The 20,467-nt window shown below is 42.5% G+C and carries 21 protein-coding genes; 12 read left to right on the forward strand and 9 right to left on the reverse strand.

Annotated features, from left to right (window positions below; all coding sequences use genetic code 11):
• Positions 1 to 21 precede the first annotated feature (21 nt).
• Entirely contained in the window at positions 22 to 1,533 is a 1,512-nt protein-coding gene (locus NQT65_RS17890) for a DUF3360 family protein (RefSeq protein ID WP_256851692.1), read from the forward strand.
• An 83-nt stretch (positions 1,534 to 1,616) separates the two neighbouring features.
• Here NQT65_RS17890 and leuD read toward each other — a convergent pair whose 3' ends face one another.
• The 5 genes from leuD to fabR form a co-directional block, all read right to left on the reverse strand.
• Positions 1,617 to 2,216, reverse strand: coding sequence for a 3-isopropylmalate dehydratase small subunit (gene leuD / locus NQT65_RS17895; RefSeq protein ID WP_004589386.1), 600 nt, complete (start codon positions 2,214 to 2,216; stop codon positions 1,617 to 1,619).
• Positions 2,216 to 3,616 carry a 3-isopropylmalate dehydratase large subunit gene (gene leuC / locus NQT65_RS17900; RefSeq protein ID WP_024033932.1) on the reverse strand — a complete coding sequence of 467 codons (1,401 nt, stop codon included), beginning with the start codon at positions 3,614 to 3,616 and terminating at the stop codon, positions 2,216 to 2,218. Before leuC ends, leuD begins: the two co-directional genes overlap by 1 nt.
• Positions 3,617 to 3,670: 54 nt before the next feature.
• Positions 3,671 to 4,747: a 3-isopropylmalate dehydrogenase gene (gene leuB, locus NQT65_RS17905; protein ID WP_004589388.1), complete on the reverse strand. Its 1,077-nt coding sequence runs from the start codon at positions 4,745 to 4,747 to the stop codon at positions 3,671 to 3,673.
• Positions 4,744 to 6,297: a 2-isopropylmalate synthase gene (leuA, locus tag NQT65_RS17910; protein ID WP_004589389.1), complete on the reverse strand. Its 1,554-nt coding sequence runs from the start codon at positions 6,295 to 6,297 to the stop codon at positions 4,744 to 4,746. Before leuA ends, leuB begins: the two co-directional genes overlap by 4 nt.
• A 405-nt stretch (positions 6,298 to 6,702) precedes the next feature.
• The gene (fabR, locus tag NQT65_RS17915; RefSeq protein ID WP_004589390.1) at positions 6,703 to 7,323 is read right to left on the reverse strand and encodes an HTH-type transcriptional repressor FabR; all 621 of its coding nucleotides are present in this window, start codon (positions 7,321 to 7,323) and stop codon (positions 6,703 to 6,705) included.
• A gap of 127 nt (positions 7,324 to 7,450) precedes the next feature.
• On the opposite strand from fabR, the gene NQT65_RS17920 reads away from it, so the two are divergent.
• Together NQT65_RS17920 and sthA are read left to right on the forward strand one after the other, a co-directional pair.
• Positions 7,451 to 8,584 (forward strand): acyl-CoA desaturase, encoded by a 1,134-nt coding sequence (locus NQT65_RS17920; protein WP_054983308.1) that lies wholly within the window; start codon positions 7,451 to 7,453, stop codon positions 8,582 to 8,584.
• Between the two features lie 13 nt (positions 8,585 to 8,597).
• Positions 8,598 to 10,028: a Si-specific NAD(P)(+) transhydrogenase gene (gene sthA, locus NQT65_RS17925; protein WP_029774151.1), complete on the forward strand. Its 1,431-nt coding sequence runs from the start codon at positions 8,598 to 8,600 to the stop codon at positions 10,026 to 10,028.
• A gap of 68 nt (positions 10,029 to 10,096) precedes the next feature.
• On the opposite strand, the gene hemE is transcribed toward sthA, so the two are convergent.
• Positions 10,097 to 11,161, reverse strand: a complete 1,065-nt coding sequence (hemE, locus tag NQT65_RS17930) for a uroporphyrinogen decarboxylase (RefSeq protein WP_256851693.1) — start codon at positions 11,159 to 11,161, stop codon at positions 10,097 to 10,099.
• 522 nt (positions 11,162 to 11,683) lie between these two features.
• On the opposite strand from hemE, the gene NQT65_RS17935 reads away from it, so the two are divergent.
• Entirely contained in the window at positions 11,684 to 12,154 is a 471-nt protein-coding gene (locus tag NQT65_RS17935; RefSeq protein ID WP_004589394.1) for an Rsd/AlgQ family anti-sigma factor, read from the forward strand.
• A gap of 58 nt (positions 12,155 to 12,212) precedes the next feature.
• On the opposite strand, the gene fkpA is transcribed toward NQT65_RS17935, so the two are convergent.
• Positions 12,213 to 12,959 carry an FKBP-type peptidyl-prolyl cis-trans isomerase gene (gene fkpA, locus NQT65_RS17940; protein WP_004589617.1) on the reverse strand — a complete coding sequence of 249 codons (747 nt, stop codon included), beginning with the start codon at positions 12,957 to 12,959 and terminating at the stop codon, positions 12,213 to 12,215.
• A 204-nt stretch (positions 12,960 to 13,163) separates the two neighbouring features.
• Between fkpA and NQT65_RS17945 the strand changes: the two genes are divergently transcribed.
• On the forward strand, positions 13,164 to 14,162 hold the full coding sequence (locus NQT65_RS17945; RefSeq protein WP_024033936.1) for a WD40 repeat domain-containing protein: 999 nt from the start codon (positions 13,164 to 13,166) through the stop codon (positions 14,160 to 14,162).
• Complete coding sequence (locus NQT65_RS17950) at positions 14,149 to 14,361, forward strand: SlyX family protein (RefSeq protein WP_004589619.1); 213 nt, start codon at positions 14,149 to 14,151, stop codon at positions 14,359 to 14,361. Before NQT65_RS17945 ends, NQT65_RS17950 begins: the two co-directional genes overlap by 14 nt.
• A 24-nt stretch (positions 14,362 to 14,385) precedes the next feature.
• On the opposite strand, the gene NQT65_RS17955 is transcribed toward NQT65_RS17950, so the two are convergent.
• A complete protein-coding gene (locus NQT65_RS17955) occupies positions 14,386 to 14,589 on the reverse strand; it encodes a YheV family putative zinc ribbon protein (protein WP_004589620.1) in 204 nt (67 codons plus the stop codon).
• 132 nt (positions 14,590 to 14,721) lie between these two features.
• Here NQT65_RS17955 and NQT65_RS17960 point away from each other — a divergent pair, with 132 nt between their 5' ends.
• The 6 genes from NQT65_RS17960 to NQT65_RS17985 all read left to right on the forward strand — a co-directional run bounded on the left by NQT65_RS17960 (position 14,722) and on the right by NQT65_RS17985 (position 20,058).
• Positions 14,722 to 16,644, forward strand: a complete 1,923-nt coding sequence (locus NQT65_RS17960; RefSeq protein ID WP_064384660.1) for an ATP-binding cassette domain-containing protein — start codon at positions 14,722 to 14,724, stop codon at positions 16,642 to 16,644.
• Positions 16,628 to 17,050: a TIGR02444 family protein gene (locus NQT65_RS17965; RefSeq protein ID WP_256851694.1), complete on the forward strand. Its 423-nt coding sequence runs from the start codon at positions 16,628 to 16,630 to the stop codon at positions 17,048 to 17,050. Before NQT65_RS17960 ends, NQT65_RS17965 begins: the two co-directional genes overlap by 17 nt.
• A gap of 245 nt (positions 17,051 to 17,295) precedes the next feature.
• Positions 17,296 to 17,442, forward strand: a complete 147-nt coding sequence (locus tag NQT65_RS17970; RefSeq protein WP_004589623.1) for a hypothetical protein — start codon at positions 17,296 to 17,298, stop codon at positions 17,440 to 17,442.
• Between the two features lie 111 nt (positions 17,443 to 17,553).
• The gene (locus NQT65_RS17975; RefSeq protein ID WP_024033940.1) at positions 17,554 to 18,546 is read left to right on the forward strand and encodes a hydrolase; all 993 of its coding nucleotides are present in this window, start codon (positions 17,554 to 17,556) and stop codon (positions 18,544 to 18,546) included.
• Entirely contained in the window at positions 18,543 to 18,797 is a 255-nt protein-coding gene (locus tag NQT65_RS17980; RefSeq protein ID WP_004589625.1) for a YheU family protein, read from the forward strand. Before NQT65_RS17975 ends, NQT65_RS17980 begins: the two co-directional genes overlap by 4 nt.
• Before the next feature lie 64 nt (positions 18,798 to 18,861).
• On the forward strand, positions 18,862 to 20,058 hold the full coding sequence (locus NQT65_RS17985) for a dipeptidase (protein WP_256851695.1): 1,197 nt from the start codon (positions 18,862 to 18,864) through the stop codon (positions 20,056 to 20,058).
• Between the two features lie 266 nt (positions 20,059 to 20,324).
• Here NQT65_RS17985 and NQT65_RS17990 read toward each other — a convergent pair.
• Positions 20,325 to 20,467: EF-Tu C-terminal domain-related protein (locus NQT65_RS17990; RefSeq protein WP_477742927.1), on the reverse strand; the 143-nt coding region annotated here is incomplete at its 5' end.

Below are 20,467 nucleotides of genomic sequence, written 5' to 3' on the forward strand. Positions count from 1 at the left end.
CAACGAGTAACAGGAGGGACTATGTCAGTAACCCCAAAGGGTAACGAGCCAGAAAAAACAAGCACATCCCAAGTAGATGATGCCAACAGCTATCAAAATAAGCATAAAGCTAGTTCAGAGTTTAATACTCGCGACGAATACCTAGAGCACGAGCTGCAAATTATGCAGCCTAAGCGCTGGCGGCCTAATTTACCCTTTAGAGACTACCGCTTTGAATTTGAAGATACTATTCCTGCCATGGCGGGCACCATAGGTAAAGTCGTTATGGTGGGTGCTATTGCCGCTACATTTGCAGCGCCACTGGGTTTAAGTGATGCATTTGTGTTAGAAAACGTACGCTATGAATTACTGATTGTTTCTATTTTTATTATTTTGTTTTCGGGCTTTATTTTACCTACCGCTAACTTAGCGGGTACACATGGGCCACTTATTCCTCTTATTCCTATTGTGGTTGCCGCTGGTGGCCACCCTATGGCGTTTGGCTTACTGATTGGTGCCTTTGGCTTTATTTTAGCCATAACCAAAGGAGGGAGCTTGCTGGCACGCTTAACGAGTAAAGGCGTGTGCGGGGGCTTACTTATATATTTAGGCTTTATTGGCACAATTTCGCAGGTTAAAAAGCTGTTTGCATGGGCTGAGGCCATTAATATGGCGCACATTGCATTTATTGTTATTTTGGCGACCATTTTATTGTATGCGTTACTTGAGCACTTTAAAAAGCGCTGGTTAGCTGTGCCGCTTAGCTGCCTTATTGGCGGTGTGGTTGCATTTGCACTCGGTGCGCCGTTTGAATTTAATACCGCGCCGGGCTTACCAAATATGAACCCAGCTTATTGGTGGGGCGAAAACACGGGCTGGATGCTTGGCTTACCTACGCTTGAAAGCTTTGTGGTTGTGCTGCCGTTTGCGGTATTGGCTGTGGCTATGTGGTCACCGGATTTTTTAGGGCATCAAGTATTTCAAAAAATTAGTTACCCGCAACGCACTGAAAAAGTTCAAATGAACATAGACGACACCATGCTAAGCGCATCGGTTAGACAAACCTTTGGCTCGCTGGCCGGTGGTGCTAACTTTACCTCATCGTGGGGGACTTATATTGTCCCTGCCGCTATTGCTAAACGCCCTATTCCGGCAGGCGCCATTTTAACAGCCGTATTTTGTATTATTGCGGGTTTATGGGGCTACCCGATGGATTTAGCCATTTGGCAACCTGTGCTGTGTGTTGCGCTTATTGTAGGTGTGTTTATTCCGCTGCTTGAGGCGGGTATGGAAATGACACGCGAAGGTAAAACAACGCAATCGGCCGCTATTGTTGTATTTGCGTCAAGCTTGGTTAACCCTGCTTTTGGTTGGTCTCTAACTATGCTGCTTGATAACTTAGGCTTAATTGGCTGTAAAGAGCGCAGTGCTAATTTAACTAAAATGAGCCGTTGGGTTATTCCGCTAATTATGTTTGTTATTTTAACTACCGTTATGGCTATTGTTGGTATGCTGCCAGGCATACCTGCGCTAATGGCAGATTTTAGACATTAATAATTAGAAAACTTAAACATAAAAAAAGCGCGGCTTATATACTCAGCCGCGCTTTGTTTTCATATGTAATTAATTGCTTTTCGTTACTGCCAAGGGCGCTCAGCAGCAAGTTGTTTTTCAAACGCATCAATTTGTGGATTTAGCGTTTCGGTCACACCAATAAAATCTAAGCCACTTAATAAACGCTCTTTTACGTCTTTACGAATATCAAAACTAATTGGCGCAAACTTATCGCTTGTTAGTGTTTGGTTTTCAAGATCGATTTGAATGTTTATATCGTCGTGTTGCTCACTAAGTACAAACAATTGCTCAAGCGTATCAGCCGGTAGCGCAATGGCTAGCATTTGGTTGTTGCCACAGTTATTAAAGAAAATATCAGCAAAGCTTTCCGCTAAAATCACTTCAAAACCATATTGCTTAAGCGCCCACGGTGCATGCTCGCGTGATGAGCCACAACCAAAGTTGTCGCGGGTTAATAATATTTGCGCGCCTTGGTAGCATGGGCGGTTTAAAATAAAATCAGGATTTGGTTCGCCGTTTTCTAGGTAACGCCAATCGTAAAACAGTGCTGCATCAAAACCATCACGGCTAGTTGATGTTAAAAACTGCTTAGGAATAATTTGGTCTGTATCTACATTGTTTTTATCAAGTGGGGCCATTAAGCCACTAAAAAATACGCTCATTAGGCTTCTCCTCTTATATCAACAAAGTGACCATGTATTGCAGCAGCGGCTGCCATTGCAGGGCTCACTAAGTGCGTACGCCCGCCACGGCCTTGGCGGCCTTCAAAGTTACGGTTAGACGTAGATGCACAGCGTTTGCCCGCTTCTAAGCGGTCGTCGTTCATTGCTAAACACATTGAACAGCCCGGCTCGCGCCACTCAAAACCTGCCGCTTTAAAAATATCGGCTAAGCCTTCATCTTCGGCTTGCTTTTTAACAAGGCCAGAGCCCGGTACGATAAGTGCTTCAATGCCAGCTACAACCTGCTTACCTTCAACAATTTTTGCCGCTGCACGTAAATCTTCAATACGGCTATTAGTACACGAACCAATAAAGACCGTATCTACTTTTGCGCTTGATAATTTATCGCCGGCTTTTAAGTCCATGTATCTAAGTGCGCTGCGTATAGCATCAGCTTTAATTAAATCTGGTTCTTGGTCAGGATCTGGTATGCATTCATCAACGCCAATTACTTGCTCTGGGCTTGTACCCCACGTAATTTGCGGCTGAATGTCGTCAGCTTCAAGCTCAACACTCAAGTCAAACTCTGCGCCTTCATCTGATTTTAAGGTTTCCCAGTATTCAACTGCAGCGTCAAAGTCAGCGCCTTTAGGTGCAAATGGGCGACCTTTTAAGTAATCATACGTGATTTGATCTGGTGCTATTAAACCTGCTTTTGCACCCATTTCAATACTCATGTTACATAGCGTCATACGGGCTTCCATTGAAAGTGCTTCAATGCCTTCACCACAAAATTCAGCAACATAACCTGTACCGCCAGCTGTACCTAACTTACCAATAACCGCCATAATTAAATCTTTAGAGGTTACCGTTGGGCGAAGCACACCGTTAATTTGAATTTTTAACGATTTTGCCTTTTTTTGTTGTAGCGTTTGCGTTGCTAATACGTGCTCAACCTCAGACGTACCAATACCGTGCGCTAATGCCCCAAACGCACCATGCGTAGAGGTATGGCTATCACCACATACAATGGTAGTGCCAGGCAAGGTAATACCTTGTTCAGGCCCCATTACATGCACTATGCCTTGGTTAATTGAGTTTAAATCGTAAAGTACAATGCCAAACTCTTTACAGTTAGCATCAAGTGCCATTAACTGGTTTTTAGATACTTCGCTTGCTGCATCAAGTGATCGGCTTTTAGTCGATACGTTATGATCCATTGTTGCAAAGGTTTTTTCTGGGCAACGTACCGTACGGTTTTTTTCACGTAGGCCTGCAAAAGCCTGCGGTGATGTCACCTCGTGTACTAAATGACGGTCAATATAAAGTAAATCAGTTTGCTCGTTTATGCTGGCAACGGTATGTGCTTGCCAAATTTTGTCGTATAACGTTTGGGCCACTTGCTAATTCCCTACTTTGTTAAGTCGCAGCATAACGGTGCTGCGATTTATATATTAAATACGTGAAACGATGGCAGCTGCCACATCGCTTGTGCTGTATCCACCTTGTGGGTAGATATCTGGCGTGCCAACGCCTGCTTCTACGGCTTCGGCTACGGCTTTTTCAATGGTGCGCGCAGCTTCGTCTTGGCCTAATGAGTAACGTAGCATAAGTGCAGCACTTAAAATTTGTGCAATCGGGTTTGCAACGCCTTTGCCTGCAATATCTGGTGCTGAGCCACCGGCTGGTTCGTACAAACCAAAGCCCGATTGATTCAAGCTTGCCGATGGTAATAAGCCCATTGAGCCTGTAATCATTGCACACTCATCTGACAAAATATCACCAAATAAGTTATCGCAAAGTAGCACGTCAAACTGGCTAGGCTGTTTAACTAATTGCATAGCTGCGTTATCTACGTATATGTAATCTAGGCTTACTTCTGGGTAGTCTTTGCTTACTTCGGTAACGACTTCACGCCATAATACGCTTGATGCAAGCACGTTTGCTTTATCAACCGACGTTACATGGTTACTACGTAATTTTGCTGCTTCAAAGGCAAAACGGGCAATGCGTTCAATTTCTTTACGCGAGTAAGTTTGTGTATCAAATGCAGCTTCTTCAGCGCCTTCGCCGCTTCGGCCTTTTTCACCAAAGTAAATGCCGCCAGTAAGTTCGCGTACACATAAAATATCAAAGCCTTTTTCGCTAATATCTGCACGTAATGGCGATGCTGCGCTAAGCGCCGGTAAAAGCTGTGCTGGGCGTAAGTTACAAAACAAACCAAAGTGCTTACGAAGCGGTAAAAGCGATGCACGCTCAGGTTGCTCGTTAGGGGGTAGGTTTTCCCATTTTGGGCCACCTACCGAGCCAAATAAAATGGCATCGGCGTTTTCACACGCGCTTAGCGTTTTTGGTGGTAATGCTTCACCAAATTCGTCAATGGCTGCGCCACCAATAGCATGATGCTGACGGTTCAGGGTAAAACCAAACTTATTGCTTACAGCATCAAGTACTTGCTCTGCTGCTGCCATTACTTCTGGGCCAATACCGTCGCCTGCTAATACGGCAACGCTGTAGTTTGTTTTACTCATCCTGCTTTCCTTTGTTGTTTTAAATCAGACACTTTTTGTGCACGATAAATTAAGTTGTAAACACGGATCATGGCGCGTACCGACGCCTCTACCACATCCGCAGCAATACCCGCACCGTGATAAGGGCGGCCATCGTATTTAGCAATAATGTTTACTTGACCAAGCGAGCTTGCGCCTTGGCCAGTGGCTTCTAAATTGTATTCAATCATTTCAACGCTCATACCAGTTAAGCGCTCAATAGCCGCAAATGAGGCTTCAACAGGGCCATTACCTGTAGCCGCTTCTTGTTTGGCTTCGCCATCAATTAACATTCCAATGGTAGAGCTGGCTACCGACTGTGAGTTAGACGCTGAGTTTACAAACTCTAATTGGTATTTTTCGTCTTTGTCGTTAATTTGATTAAAGTAAATCATGGCTTCAAGGTCGTAATCGTATACGGTGCCTTTTTGATCAGCTAACGCTAAAAAGCTCTCGTATAAGCTGTCCATATCGTAGTCAGCTTTTTGATAACCTAACTCTTCTAAGCGGTGCTCAATAACATGACGACCCGAACGCGAGGTCATATTTAATTGGTTATTTGGCACACCGACGCTTTCTGGCGACATAATCTCATAAGTATTTTGCGCTTTTAATACGCCATCTTGGTGAATGCCCGAGCTATGTGCAAAGGCGTTTTCGCCCACAATCGCTTTATTTGGCTGTACCGGCATATTGCATATTTTTGCCACTTGGCGAGATGCGCGATAAATTTCTTCGCTTTTAATATCGGTGTGTACGTTTAAGTGGTCTTTGCGCATTTTCATGATCATCGCCACTTCTTCAAGCGAGCAGTTACCCGCACGCTCACCAATACCATTTATTGTACATTCAATTTGGCGAGCACCGGCTTGTACCGCGGCTACCGAGTTAGCTACAGCTAAACCTAAATCGTTATGACAATGTACACTTAAACGCGCTTTATCTATATTCGGCACGTTATTCATTAAATGGCGGATCATTGCGGCGTATTCGTCTGGCGTTACAAAGCCAACGGTATCAGGTAAATTAATAGTAGAGGCACCGGCGTTAATTGCCTGCTCAACAATTTTACATAAATCCCAGTGCGGCGTACGCCCTGCATCTTCGCACGAAAACTCAACATCATCAGTGTAGTTACGCGCTAATTTAATTGATTTAACCGCCATGGCCGTTGCATCGTCTAGGCTCATACGTAATTTGTGTTCAAGGTGCAAAGGGCTTGTGGCAATAAAAGTATGAATACGGCTTTGCTGTGCTGTGCGAAGCGCCTCACCACAGGCTTCAATGTCTTTTGCTACTGAACGTGCTAAACCACAAATAATTGGGCCTTTAACCTCGGTTGCAATACGTTGTACCGAGCGAAAATCAGCGGGGCTCGAAACCGGAAAACCCACTTCCATCACATCCACGTTCAAGCGGCTAATAGTATGCGCTAGCTGAATTTTATCGTCTTCTGTAAGGCTTGCTTTAAGTGCCTGCTCGCCATCACGTAAGGTGGTATCAAAAATCCATACTTTATCTTTGTCTTGCATAACTGCCCCTCATTCCTCTGTTACCCAAATTTCAATTTATCCCAGCCGCGAGATAATAAAAAACCCCGCAATTGCGGGGTTTTTAGTGTTTAACTCGATGCAAACACACTAATCCCCGCTCACTGACCATAGCAGTAAGAGGTTAAGTTTTAGTGTAATTAAACGAATATTTTGCATCTTGTTTCTTGTGTGTGTGTTCAGTGAGGCCTATTTTTAACATTACAAAGCAGTTGGTGCAAGCATAAATATTCCAAACAAAGGAATAAAAACCCTACATTGAAGAAATTTATATACCTAAAAATAGCATATTCAGGTTTTATAAATCACACAGCTACACTTTTTAGCTTAAATTAATGTGTTGAGTAAACTTGCGTGCTTAGATTAACTTATTGCTAATTTTTTAAGCTAAACCTGATTATTTGTTTCACGAATATAATGACCTGCACCGCGGGTAATATAACGTAGCTGCCAAATAACCCGCTCAATGAGTTCTTCGCGTTGTTGACCTTCTATATCAAGTGCTTCTGCACCGGCATTAAATACCAGTGTTACCATGGCTTCGGCCTGAATATAAGCATGAATTGAATCACACTTGGTTTCGCTTTCTAAATAATGCGCAAGCTCTAAAATAAAGTGTTTTACCTCACGCGCTACGGCGGCTCTAAAGGCTTTTGAGGTGCCAGAACGTTCTCGCAGCAGTAATCTAAATTGGTTGCTTGAGTTATCAATAAACTCCATAAAGGTAACAACCGAAGTATTTATTACGCTGCCACCACTGGCTATACGTCTGCGGGCTTGGCGCATAAGCTGGCGAAGGGTTAAGCCTGCTTCGTCAACCATGGTTAAACCTAGCTCGTTCATATCTTTAAAGTGGCGATAAAAAGAGGTGGGGGCAATACCGGCTTCGCGGGCAACTTCGCGTAAGCTTAAATTAGAAAAACTATGATCAGCACTAAGCTGATTAAATGCCGCCTCAATTAAGGCTTGTCGTGTTTTTTGTTTCTGTTGTGCTCTAACACCCGACATCCACAGCTCCCTGAGTAATTTTATATGAAGTTTTAATGATAATTAGCCGAATTGTCTAGTCTAATACTTGACGCCAAGAGATTGAAACACTATTTTAGCTTACAGTTGTACGCTGAGAGTAAAAACGATGAATAAACCACCGATTATTTGGACAAACGTCCTATTTTTTAGCCTAACCTTTTTGGCGGCTGTCACACTTGTACCTTGGTACGGCATTAGTTACGGATTTACCAGCGCGCATTGGATTGCATTTGTAGGCTGTATGTTTTACGCAGGCCTATCTATCACTGCCGGATACCACCGATTATGGGCGCATAAAGCCTATAACGTACACCCTGCAATAGAATTTATTTTTGCTCTTGGTGGCGCATTTGCTTTGCAAAACAGCGCGTTGCACTGGAGTAGCGATCACCGTATACACCACGGCCAAGTAGATGACCCAGTAAAAGACCCTTACGCCGCAACTAACGGCTTTTGGTACAGCCATATTGGCTGGATGCTACGTGATTACCAAGGCGACAGTTATAACGATTACAGTAATTGTCGCGATTTACAGCGCAATAAAATTGTTATGTGGCAGCATAAACACTACTTAAAGCTTGTTATAGCCATGAATGTTGGTTTACCGCTTGTGCTTGGTTTATTAGTAGGCGATGTGTGGGGTATGCTACTACTTGCAGGTTTATTACGCTTAGTATTGAGCCAGCACTTTACCTTTTTCATTAATTCATTGGCTCATATTTGGGGCTCACGCCCATACACTGAGAAAAACACTGCACGCGATAATGGCTTTTTAGCGCTATTTACTTATGGCGAGGGTTACCATAACTTTCACCATATTTTTGCAAGCGATTACCGTAACGGTATTAAGTGGTTTCATTACGACCCAACTAAATGGATGATTCGCTCTTTAGCAGCGCTCGGTTTAGCCAGTAAATTAAAGCGCACCCCGGTTGAGCGCATAGAAAAAGCCAAAGCCGAAACGCTAATGAGTAAAACGCAAACGCGCCTTTCAAAATTGCCTTTAGCGCAAGATAAGCTTACATTATTACAACAAGAGTACGATTTACTGCTGAAAAAGCTGCAAAATTACTGTTCACTACAAAAACAAGTGTTAGAAGCTAAAAAAAATAACATGGCAAAGCAGTGTGAACAATCAGCATTAATGACACAATACCATGAGCTGGAAGCCGCCTGGGAAAATCAAAAACAGGCATGGCTAGCACTTAATGCGAGGTTATTAAAAGCCTCTTTTAATTAATTTAGGAGTGGCTGTGGCCAAACAACCAGAACAAAAAAAAGCACCCGTAGTTTACCAATATGACGCAATAATTATTGGTACGGGCCCTGGCGGTGAAGGCACCGCCATGAACCTATCTAAAAACGATAAAAAAGTAGCGGTTATTGAGCGCCAACAAGCTGTTGGCGGTGGCTGTGTACATTGGGGAACAATTCCTTCAAAAGCATTACGCCACTCGGTTAGCCGCTATATTGAATACAAAGCAAACCCACTTTTTAATGTTGGCGAGCGCCCTAGCCGCTTAACGTTTCCTGATATTTTAAGCCATGCAAGTTCTGTTATTTCTAAGCAGTCAAACTTACGTAGCAGCTTTTACGACCGTAACCGCATTCATATGTACCAAGGCGATGCGAGCTTTGTAGATAAACACACGGTTGAAATTAAGCGCCTTGATGGCTCAGCAGAGCGTATTACCGCTAAAACCATTGTAATTGCTACTGGCTCACGCCCATACCGCCCACCTGAGGTCGACTTTAGCCATTCACGTATTTACGACAGCGATACTATTTTAGGCCTAGAGCACGACCCACAACGTGTACTTATATACGGTGCGGGTGTTATTGGCTGTGAATACGCTTCAATCTTTAAAGGCTTAGGCGCTAAGGTAGATTTAGTAAACACACGCGACCGCTTATTAGCCTTTATGGATGCAGAAATTTCTGACGCGCTTAGCTACCACTTTTGGAACAGCGGTATTGTTATTCGTCATAACGAAGAGTTTGACCGTATAGAAACGCGCTCAGATTGCGTTGTAATGCATTTAAAATCGGGCAAGCGTGTAAAAGCCGACTGTATTTTATTTGCTAACGGGCGCACAGGTAATACCGATACGCTAAACCTTGAAGCTATTGGTTTAAAAGCCGATGGTCGAGGCCAGCTTAAAGTCAACGAAATGTACCAAACTGAGGTAGACAACGTTTACGCAGTAGGTGATGTAATTGGCTACCCAAGCTTAGCGAGTGCAGCATTTGATCAAGGCCGTATAGCTGCCGATGCTATTGCCTGCGGTAATTGCGAAGATAAGCTAATTATAGATATACCGGCCGGTATTTATACCATTCCTGAAATGAGTTCGGTAGGTAAAACAGAGCAACAGCTAACCGCTGCAAAAGTACCCTATGAAGTTGGTCGTGCTCAGTTTAAGCACTTAGCTCGTGCGCAAATTGCGGGTACAGAAGTTGGTAGTTTAAAAATATTGTTTCACAGTGAAACAAAAGAAGTACTTGGCGTGCATTGCTTTGGTGAGCGTGCCTCAGAAATTGTTCATATTGGCCAAGCCATTATGGAACAAAAAGGGGCAGGCAACACCGTTGACTACTTTGTAAATACCACATTTAACTACCCAACGATGGCAGAAGCCTACCGTGTTGCGGCGTTAAATGGATTAAATAGGTTATTTACTTAACCCGATTACTAAACAGCAAAAAGCCCGCTAATTAGCGGGCTTTTTAATAGCTATTAATACCACTGCTGTTATTTGTGGTATTGCGCGCTTAGCTCATGTACTGCATTAATAAATACACCGGCGTTTTCTGGGTCTACATCTGGTGTAATACCGTGGCCTAGGTTAAACACGTGGCCATCACCTGTGCCAAAGTCTTCTAAAATAGTGCCTACTTCTTGGCGGATACGATTAGGCGTACCGTGAAGCATTGACGGGTCCATATTACCTTGCAATGCAACTTTATCGCCTACACGGCGTTTAGCGTCGCCAATATTAATAGTCCAGTCAAGACCTACTGCATCACAACCTGTTGCTGCAATTGCTTCAATCCACTGGCCACCATTTTTGGTAAATAGCGTTACCGGCACTTTACGGCCGTCGTATTCGCGAATTAAACCATCAACAATTTTATGCATGTATTGCAGTGAGAATTCATTGTAATCGCGCGGACTTAATACGCCGCCCCACGAGTCAAATACCATTAACGATTGCGCACCGGCTTTTACTTGTGCGTTTAAGTAATCAATGACTGAATCAGCTAGTTTATCTAGTAGTAAATGTAGTGTTTGCGGCTCTGCAAACGCCATTTTTTTAATTTTACCAAATACTTTACTGCTTCCACCTTCAACCATGTAAGTTGCTAGTGTCCACGGTGAACCCGAAAAACCAATTAGTGGCACTTCGCCTTTAAGTTCACGGCGAATAGTACTTACTGCGTTCATTACATAGCCAAGCTCGTCAGTTGGGTCTAGCTTAGGAATCTTTTTAACATCAGCAAGTGACGAAATAGGGTTTTCAAATTTAGGGCCTTCACCGGTTTCAAAATACAAACCTAAACCCATAGCATCGGGAATAGTTAAAATGTCACTAAATAAAATAGCAGCATCTAACGGGTAACGGCGAAGGGGTTGTAGTGTTACTTCACACGCAAGCTCAGCATTACGGCACAGGCTCATAAAATCGCCCGCTTGTGCACGTGTAGCACGGTACTCTGGTAAATAGCGTCCTGCTTGGCGCATCATCCATACCGGTGTTACATCAACGGGTTGTTTTGCAAGTGCACGTAAATAACGGTCGTTTTTTAATTCGCTCATAGCGTAAATAATCCTGAGGCTTATAGAAATTGTTCAAGATTGTACCACCATATTCTCCGGCTCTCTATCGCTAAGCTCTTAAAACATGTGTTACAGCTAACAGAACCTAGTTTGTTGCTTATTTAGTCACATTTGAGTGTTAAATAACCAAAAAGAACTAACAATAAAAACTTTTTGTTAATATGTTTGCAACATAACAAAAACCTTGGTATTGTTTGTCCCGCGTTAACAAGAACAATAATAAAAATCTTAAACAACAATAACAAAAATATTTATAATAAAAATAACAAAAATCTTCTATAACAATAAGAAAGCTTGTATTAACAGGCCAAAACAAGAAATTAAGCCACCTTAACCGGTGGTTTTTTCTTGCCTGCAATAAAATAATAATTTACCTACAATAAATACACATGCACCAGCTCATACCTTTTACTTGTTGATATACACTTAAATAAAATATATCTTGATGTATAAGAAAGTTTAAATTTAACCATAAAAGTGACCCAGCTTAGGAGAACAGTAATGCTGACGCGCGTAGAGAAAGCTCAACAAAAATGGGGTGGTAGCCATACTGTCATTGATAAATGGTTAAACGAGCGCCAAGAGTTAATTGTACTTTATTGTAAAATGGCTGGGTTTTCGCCATACGACAAAAAAGATCACGCCTTACCAGAGCCAGAACAAATTCAATCATTTTGCCAAATTTTAATGGATTACTTATCTGCCGGCCATTTTGAAGTGTACGATGACATTGCAAAAGCCTGTGAAAGCAAGGGCCTTGAAAGCCAAGAGCTGGCAAATACAATTTACCCGCGCATTTCTAGCACAACAGATATTGCTTTAGATTTTAACGATAAATACGCAGAAGTAGATAAAGAGGACTTATTAGCAGAGTTTGATAACGATTTGTCGGTACTTGGCGAAACGTTAGAAGCACGTTTTGAACTAGAAGATGAGCTAATAGATAATTTGTTTTCTAACCACACAGATTAATAAAATTGCCTACAAAAAAGGGACCGTTATGGTCCCTTTTTGCGTTATAAGCTACCGCTTATTGCGCAGGTGCTTCGTCATCTTGTATTTCAAGTAGTTCTACTTCAAAAACAAGCGTTGAGTTAGCTGGAATTTTACCTAGGTCACGATCGCCGTAAGCAAGTTCAGAAGGAATAGTGAACTTGTACTTAGACCCTACTGACATAAGCTGTAAACCTTCAGTCCAACCCGCAATTACACGGTTAAGAGGGAAAGTAGTTGGCTCGTTACGCGCATAAGAGCTATCAAACTCAGTGCCGTCTAATAAAGTACCTTTGTAATGTACTTTAACTACGTCTGTTGCTGCTGGCTTTTCGCCTTCGCCTTCGCTAAGTACTTCGTACTGTAGACCTGACTCAGTTACTGTTACGCCTTCTTTTTTAGCATTTTCTTCTAGGTATTTTTTACCTGCTTCTTTGCTTTTTTCAGACTCAACTTTAGCTTTAGCTTCTTGCTTTGCACGCACTGATGTATCTAGCTCAGTTAGCACTTCACGGATTTTTTCTTCATCGATTTTTGCATTACCAGCAAGCGCGTCTTCAAAACCACGAATTAATAGTGCTTGGTCTAGTTCAATACCAATCTCTGATTTATCAGCTAGGTCTTTATTTAAAAAGTTACCTACTGATGCACCAATACCGTATGCTTGTTGCTGCTCTACAGTGTCTAATTTAACTTCAGCTTGTTCTTGTTTTGCTTCTTGATTACAAGCTGTAAGCGCTAAAACCGACGCTGCAATCAATGACAATCTAATCGTCTTTTTCATTTTAAATCTCCGACACACTTTGCAGTTGTCATTTATTGTATTATTACTAGTTAAAGATTAACGGCCTACATGATAGGCTGCTTGTTTAATAACTAACTAAATTAAAACCTAACCTATTATAGTGATTAGACAAACACCCTAGGCCTTCAACGTGACCTAGTCTAACCTCTCAGTCACTAAGAGTTAAGAGGAAATACCTGTAATATGTCGATATTTCGTACTTTTTTAATCGCTTTTAGCTGTTTATTAGCCCTAGCTTGTAGCGATCAAAAACAGCAAGCTGCACAACGCTTTGAACACGCAGCACAGGGTGCGTTTTCCTCGGCAGTATCTAACGATGGTAAATACAGCCTAGTCTCCTCCATTCACCATGGGGTCGCCCTGTGGGATAATCAACAGCAGGTGCTAAAATATCAATGGTTTCAACAGCAATCACAAGAAAGCCTAGTGTATGCTGTGGCTATTGCCTTTGATAATAGCGTGGCCGTTACCGCCGAAAAAACCACCTTTGCCGTGTGGGATATTAGCAGCGGCGAAAACCGCGGCTATTATAAAATTCAACAAGCCACTATTCGCGATATTGCGATAAGTAACCAAGGCCGCAGTGTTTTATACGGCAGAAGCGACGGCGTAGTGGTATTTTTAAACCTAGAAACCGGACGCCGCATTGAGTTTTTAGGCCACCAAGACAAAGTAAACACCGTAGATTTATCGCCTAATGGACGCTATGCCTTAAGCGGCTCAAACGATTACGTTGCTTATTTTTGGGATACACGTACAGGGCAAGTAATTCATCGCTTTAATCACCCGACACGTGTTACCCAAGTAACCCTAGACCCACAAGGTCGCTACGCATTTACCGCAGATAGTATGAAGCAAGCACATGTATGGAAGCTGACTACAGGTGATCTTGTGAGTAAACTGGCGTATATTGCGCGTCAGAAAATTTTTACTGCGGTACGCTTTAACGAACAAGGCACATTGCTGGCCACAGGCTCACCCAATAAGCGCGTTGACTTATGGCAGTTACCCAGCGGAGAAAAAATCCAAACTTGGCAAGTCACACCACGTGAAGGCAGTAAGCCTAAATCGGCTGTGGTGCTAGATGTAACGTTTATAGATAACGGCAAGTCGTTGTTAACCGAGAGCTCGAGCGGAATTGCAGAGCACTTTACAATACGAGAAGCAAATGAACACAATTGAAAATCGTTTAATGGAGCTTGAGGCAAAAGTTGCTTTTCAAGACGAAACAATAGAAATATTAAATGACGAGCTAAAAGCACACCAACAGCAGCTTGCAAAAATGAAGCGCCAAACTGAGTTACTAGCAGAAAAACTTAAAGAAGCGCAGCAGCCGTCATTAATGTCGCAAATGCAAGAGCCGCCTCCGCCACATTACTAAGGTGGGTAAAAAATAAAAACCGGGTTAATCGCCCGGTTTAAATACACCAATTACTTGTTCAAATTGGCGAGTAGATGCCTGAACAGCGTTATCGGGTTGCGCCATTTTGTGACCACACTCTACACACTCTACTTTTTCAACATCATGTTCTCTGTACAGCATCATGGTATCCATGGCTTTACACTCAGGGCACGATGCACCAGCAATAAATCGCTTTTTTTGTCTCACAACATTTTTCCTGTGGTTTGAACTGCACATATTTTATCGTATAACTTCCTATGTTGATACGCTTGATAAGAGCAATACGTTCTATGGTATGATAGCGCCAACTTAACCAGGGCACAGTAAAGTAACGCATTCATGATCCAAATCTCAGAAATAGAACTACTTCGTGGCGGAAAAGCCTTATTAAAAAATGCCTCGGCTACTTTATTTCCACAGCACAAAGTGGGCTTAGTTGGCGCTAATGGCTGTGGTAAATCTACCTTATTTAGTTTATTAAAATCTGAGCTGCAACTCGATGCTGGTGATTGCAATATACCGAAAGATTGGTCTATTGCCTCTGTAAAACAAGAAACCCCAGCCCTTGAAATAAGCGCCATTGATTATGTACTTCAAGGCCACCCTGAATACTATGCATTGCGCATTGCCCTGCGTGAAGCTGAGCAAACAAACGATGGTGACACCCAAGCCAAAGTACATATTCAGCTTGAAAATATTAAAGGCTACAGCATAGAGTCAAAAGCGGGCGAATTGCTGCACGGCTTAGGCTTTGCAAATCACCAAATAGAAAACCCTGTAAGCGCGTTTTCTGGGGGTTGGCGTATGCGTTTAAACCTTGCACAAGCACTTATTCGCGATGCCGACTTACTATTACTCGATGAGCCTACCAACCACCTTGATTTAGATGCCGTTTACTGGCTTGAGCGCTTTTTACGCGCCTACACAGGCACCTTGGTACTTATATCTCATGACCGTGAGTTTTTAGACGCCGTGGTTGATCAAATTTGGCATGTCGATAAACAGCTTATTAATGTGTACAAAGGTAATTACTCACAGTTTGAACGCCAAAAAGCAGAGCGCTTGTTACAACAACAAGCAATGTTTGAAAAACAACAAGAGCAAATTGCCCATCTTGAGCAGTTTATAACTCGCTTTAAAGCCAAAGCCAGTAAGGCCAAACAGGCACAAAGCCGTGTTAAAGCACTCGAACGTATGGAAAAGCTGGCACCTGCGCACGCCGACTCACCGTTTGACTTTGAATTTGCCGAGCCAACAGCCCTGCCTAACCCGCTAATGACCCTAGATAAAGCAAAAGCAGGTTATGGCGATGTTACTATTTTAAATAATATCGCGCTAAACCTAGTCCCTGGCAGCCGCATTGCGTTACTCGGTCGTAACGGCGCGGGTAAATCAACGCTTATAAAGCTATTAGCGGGCGAGCTTGAGCCGCAAGCAGGTAAAGTGGTTCAACACCATGGCTTAAATATAGGTTACTTTGCGCAGCACCAACTTGAATCGCTTGATTTAAAAGCAAGCGCAGTGACCCATATTCAACGTTTAAACCCACAGGCCACAGAGCAATCATTGCGTGATTTTTTAGGTGGCTTTGCATTTATCGGCGATAAAGCACTTGAACCCGTGGCACCGTTTTCGGGCGGTGAAAAAGCCCGCTTAGTGCTAGCCATGTTGGTGTATCAAAAACCCAATTTACTACTACTTGATGAGCCAACTAACCACCTTGATTTAGAAATGCGCCACGCGCTAGTGATGGCACTGCAAGGCTTTGAAGGCGCCATGGTTACCGTATCGCACGATCGCCACATGCTTAAAAACACCGCCGATGAATTTTATTTAGTCGATGATGGCAAAGTGACTCAGTTTGGTTACGACTTAGATGCGTATTACCAATGGTTACTCAATGCCAATAAAGAAGCCGCTAAAAGCCAGCAACCTGACGAGCCAAAAGCAAATCCAAGCGTTAATCGTAAAGAGCAAAAGCGCCTAGAAGCTGAGTTTAGAAAAGCCATTCAACCGCTTAAAAAGCAAATTGAAAAGCTTGAAAAGCAGCTCGATAAATTTACTGCAGAGCTTAGCGAAGTTGAAGTAGCACTTGGCGACAACACACTCTACAACGACGATAACAAAGCCCAGTTAAAAGAGCTAATCGCTAAGCAAGCCACGCTTACCCCTAAAGTAAACGACACTGAAGAAGAGCTACTGATGGCGCTTGAAGAAATGGAAGAAAAAGAGCAGGCCTTTGCCGATGAACTTGCTCAATAAAAACGAGTTTTGGCAATTTGCCTGCGCTTTGTACGCAAAGCCAGGGCAACAACAAACCTTGCTGGCACTGCAAAACCAGCAAGGTAAAAACGTTAATCTGTGCTTATTTTTGCTGTATTTAGACTCACTTAAGCTGAGCATTAATGCCGAGCAGCTCAGTGCGTTAATAGCGTCGATTAATGAGTTTGATACGCAGGCACTTAAGCCACTGCGTTCCACACGCAAGTATTTAAAAGCCAATCAAGAAAGTATCAATGAGTATGCACAAATACGCCAAGAGCTATTAAGCGCCGAATTAAAGCTTGAAAAGCAACAACAGCAAATACTGATTGATACAGCGAATAAACTTAGCTTTTTAGAAGCTGTAAAGCCAAACAATATTGAGCTGTATGTGAAAGCCACTTAGGCTGGCAGTTTTTACACCCTCTTCTAAATGTTCATTCTTTTCTCTTTGTGCAAAAAATCTTTAAGCCAATTGATTATACAAAGCCTATAGGCGCTGCAGTAGAAACTGAATAACCCCTAAAACATGATCTACATCAACTTTATTTGGTTACTTTTTCCACGCAGGGAAATAGTTTGATCTCGATCACATTATGCTTTGCAAAGTCACTTTATGATGTCTCCATCAACTGAACGAGGAGATTAATCATGAACGTATTCTTTAGAGACTTTTTTAGCGACCCTGTTTTATTTATGTCTTTTGGGATTTTAGGCGTCGTGATTTCTCTTTGCCTATTTTACGCTTTTTACTTTATTAAAAAAATTAGCGAGGCTGAAGTTCCCGAGCATCATTAAGCACGACGCACAAAGCGCCTACTCAGGTTACTGATTAGGCGCTTTTTATTTTATAAAGCGAAAAATTTGGTACACTAACGTTTCGTTTTTTTCATAGTGCGTAGTACAAACATGATCAATAAGTTTAAACCAGCATGGTGGATGACCAATCGTCACGTTCAAACCATAATGCCGCGTTTCTTCCGTCCATTTCACAATACGTCCTACGAACTTGAGCAACTTGATACGCCCGACGGCGATTTTATTGAACTTGCATGGTCGCTGCCTCATAATGAAAACGCTCCCCTTGCTGTGGTTTTACATGGTCTTGAAGGCAACATAAATAGCTTTTATGCCAAAGGCATGATGAAAGCCTTAAAAAAACAAGGCTATGCCGTAGTACTTATGCACTTTAGAAACTGCTCAAGTGAAGTTAACCGCTTACCGCGTGCTTATCATAGTGGTGATACCGCCGACTTAGCTTTTTTTATAAATCATTTAAGGGAGCAATTTCCCAGCCGCCCTATTATGGCTGTTGGTTTTTCATTAGGGGGCAATGTACTGGCTAAATACCTAGGCGAAGAGCGCGAAAACTGCCCGTTAAGTGCTGCAGCCGTGGTTTCGGCTCCTTATGATTTATCATCATCAAGCGATGTTATTCGTAAAAGCTTAGGCAAAATTTATCAAAAATATTTGCTCGATAGAATGAAAAAATCAATGCAGCGTAAATTGCCACAAATCAAGCAGCAAATACCTATTACCTCTGAGCAGTTAATGAAAATTGACGATTTGCTAGAGTTTGATAATCAACTAACCGCTCCACTGCATGGCTTTGAAAACGCGCACGATTACTATCGTCAAGCCAGCGCAATGCCCTACTTAAAACATATTGCGATTCCTACGTTAATAATTCATGCCAAAGACGACCCAATGTTGTCGATTAAGGCCGTGCCAAGTAGGCAAGATGTGAGTGAGCATGTTACCCTGAGCGTCTCTGAAAAAGGCGGCCACGTAGGGTTTATTAGCGGTAATAATCCGTTTAGGCCAGTATTTTGGCTTGAACAAGCCGTCCCTCATTATTTTGGCCAGCACGTCCCCACTAAAGCGAGCAGTAAGCAGTTATGATTATCCCTTTTGAACAACTTGATAAAGACACCCTCTATAACCTAATTGAAAGCTACGTGCTTCGTGAAGGCACCGATTACGGTGAGCAAGAAGTGAGTATTCAAAGTAAAGTAGCGCAGGTTAATCAGCAGCTTAGAAATGGTGAAGCGATGGTGTTTTTTTCTGAGCTACATGAGTCAGTCACTATTATCTCAAAAAATGAATTTAAAGCACTGCAAAGCGAAGAGCATGAAGCACAGTCGTTTGATTAACGCCTAACACTTGTAACTTTTGAGCTGAACGTACACAATGGCTTTTTACCCAAAGAGCCAAAACATGATAAAACTCAGCACTCTAGTGGTAGCCATATCACTAGCTTTAACACCACAAGTCTTTGCAGAGCAAGTAAAAAGCCCGTCAGACAAAGCAGTAAAACTAGCAAAAGACACTATTTTAATCGACACCCATATTGATGTACCTTATCGTATCCACGAAAAATGGGTTGATGTAACTAAAGCCACCGAAGGCGGCGACTTTGACTACCCTCGCGCAGTACAAGGGGGGTTAAACGCCCCTTTTATGTCGATTTATATTCCTGCTCACTTAGAATTTGAAGGCAAAGGTAAAAGCTACCAGCTAGCCAATCAAATGATTGATAGCATGGAAGCCATTGCACAGCGCGCCCCTGAAAAATTTGCTATTGCTAGCTCAACAGCGGATATAGAAGCGCAATTTGAGCAAGGCAAACTATCAATTGCGATGGGCATGGAAAATGGCTCGCCAATTGAAGGAAAAATGGAAAACCTTCAGCACTTTTTTGACCGAGGTGTACGCTACATCACGCTTGCGCACTCGCAAAGCAACCATATTTCTGACTCGTCTTACGATATTCGCCGAAAATGGAAAGGTTTAAGCCCATTTGGTAAAAAGCTAATTACTGAAATGAACAACGTCGGTATGCTAATTGACGTATCACATATATCAGATGATGCGTTTTATCAGGTAATGGAGCTATCTAAAACGCCGGTTATTGCTTCACACTCTTCACTGCGCAAATACACGCCTGGCTTTGAGCGTAATATGAATGATGACATGTTATTAGCGCTTAAAAAGAATGGCGGGGTTATTCAAATTAACTTTGGTTCAAGCTTTGTAACCTCTAAAGCCGGTGCGTGGTACAAAGACCTTAAAAGCACTAAAGAGACCGTTAAAAAAGAAGGCACTAAGCCAAGTAAAGACTTTGATGCAGCGTACCGCGCTAAAAACCCATTCCCGTTTGCAAGCCTTGAGCAAGTACTTGATCATATTGATCACGTTGTAGAGCTTATTGGCATTGATTACGTGGGCATTGGCTCTGACTACGATGGGGTTGGCGATTCGTTACCGATTGGCTTAAAGGATGTATCTAGCTACCCTAACCTAGTACAAGGTTTAATGGACAGGGGTTACAGCGATTCAGACATTAAAAAGATTTTAAGCGAAAATACGCTAAGGGTTTGGAAGCAAGCCGAAGCATATGCGAAAAAGCACTAAGCTGTAAGCTGTAAGCTGTAAGCTGTCAGTTGTCAGTTGTCAGTTGTCAGTTGTCAGTTGTCAGTTGTCAGTTGTCAGTTGTCAGTTGTCAGTTGTCAAAAAATTTAATTAATAGCACGGCTTAAAGTCGTGCTTTTTTATGTGTTAAGTATAATTTAACACCAAGCTACTAATAGCCGATAGCTGAAAACTAAACACTTTTCTTCAGGCATTAAAAAAGGCCACCGAAGTGACCTCTTTTTAGTATTAATTAGCTAGGCTAATTATTACTCTACGATAGTCGCTACAACACCAGCACCTACAGTACGGCCACCTTCACGGATAGCGAAACGAAGACCTTCGTCCATCGCGATTGGCGCGATTAGAGTTACTGTCATCTTAACGTTATCACCAGGCATTACCATTTCTA

The organism is Pseudoalteromonas agarivorans (assembly GCF_024518735.1).
Classification (GTDB): Bacteria; Pseudomonadota; Gammaproteobacteria; order Enterobacterales; family Alteromonadaceae; genus Pseudoalteromonas; species Pseudoalteromonas atlantica.

Coding starts and splice junctions, on each gene's coding strand:
- NQT65_RS17890 (WP_256851692.1), top strand. CDS start 22: ATGTCAGTAACCCCAAAGGGTAACGAGCCAGAAAAAACAAGCACATCC.
- leuD (WP_004589386.1), bottom strand. CDS start 2,216: ATGAGCGTATTTTTTAGTGGCTTAATGGCCCCACTTGATAAAAACAAT.
- leuB (WP_004589388.1), bottom strand. CDS start 4,747: ATGAGTAAAACAAACTACAGCGTTGCCGTATTAGCAGGCGACGGTATT.
- leuA (WP_004589389.1), bottom strand. CDS start 6,297: ATGCAAGACAAAGATAAAGTATGGATTTTTGATACCACCTTACGTGAT.
- fabR (WP_004589390.1), bottom strand. CDS start 7,323: ATGTCGGGTGTTAGAGCACAACAGAAACAAAAAACACGACAAGCCTTA.
- NQT65_RS17920 (WP_054983308.1), top strand. CDS start 7,451: ATGAATAAACCACCGATTATTTGGACAAACGTCCTATTTTTTAGCCTA.
- hemE (WP_256851693.1), bottom strand. CDS start 11,161: ATGAGCGAATTAAAAAACGACCGTTATTTACGTGCACTTGCAAAACAA.
- NQT65_RS17935 (WP_004589394.1), top strand. CDS start 11,684: ATGCTGACGCGCGTAGAGAAAGCTCAACAAAAATGGGGTGGTAGCCAT.
- fkpA (WP_004589617.1), bottom strand. CDS start 12,959: ATGAAAAAGACGATTAGATTGTCATTGATTGCAGCGTCGGTTTTAGCG.
- NQT65_RS17945 (WP_024033936.1), top strand. CDS start 13,164: ATGTCGATATTTCGTACTTTTTTAATCGCTTTTAGCTGTTTATTAGCC.
- NQT65_RS17950 (WP_004589619.1), top strand. CDS start 14,149: ATGAACACAATTGAAAATCGTTTAATGGAGCTTGAGGCAAAAGTTGCT.
- NQT65_RS17960 (WP_064384660.1), top strand. CDS start 14,722: ATGATCCAAATCTCAGAAATAGAACTACTTCGTGGCGGAAAAGCCTTA.
- NQT65_RS17965 (WP_256851694.1), top strand. CDS start 16,628: ATGAACTTGCTCAATAAAAACGAGTTTTGGCAATTTGCCTGCGCTTTG.
- NQT65_RS17970 (WP_004589623.1), top strand. CDS start 17,296: ATGAACGTATTCTTTAGAGACTTTTTTAGCGACCCTGTTTTATTTATG.
- NQT65_RS17975 (WP_024033940.1), top strand. CDS start 17,554: ATGATCAATAAGTTTAAACCAGCATGGTGGATGACCAATCGTCACGTT.
- NQT65_RS17980 (WP_004589625.1), top strand. CDS start 18,543: ATGATTATCCCTTTTGAACAACTTGATAAAGACACCCTCTATAACCTA.
- NQT65_RS17985 (WP_256851695.1), top strand. CDS start 18,862: ATGATAAAACTCAGCACTCTAGTGGTAGCCATATCACTAGCTTTAACA.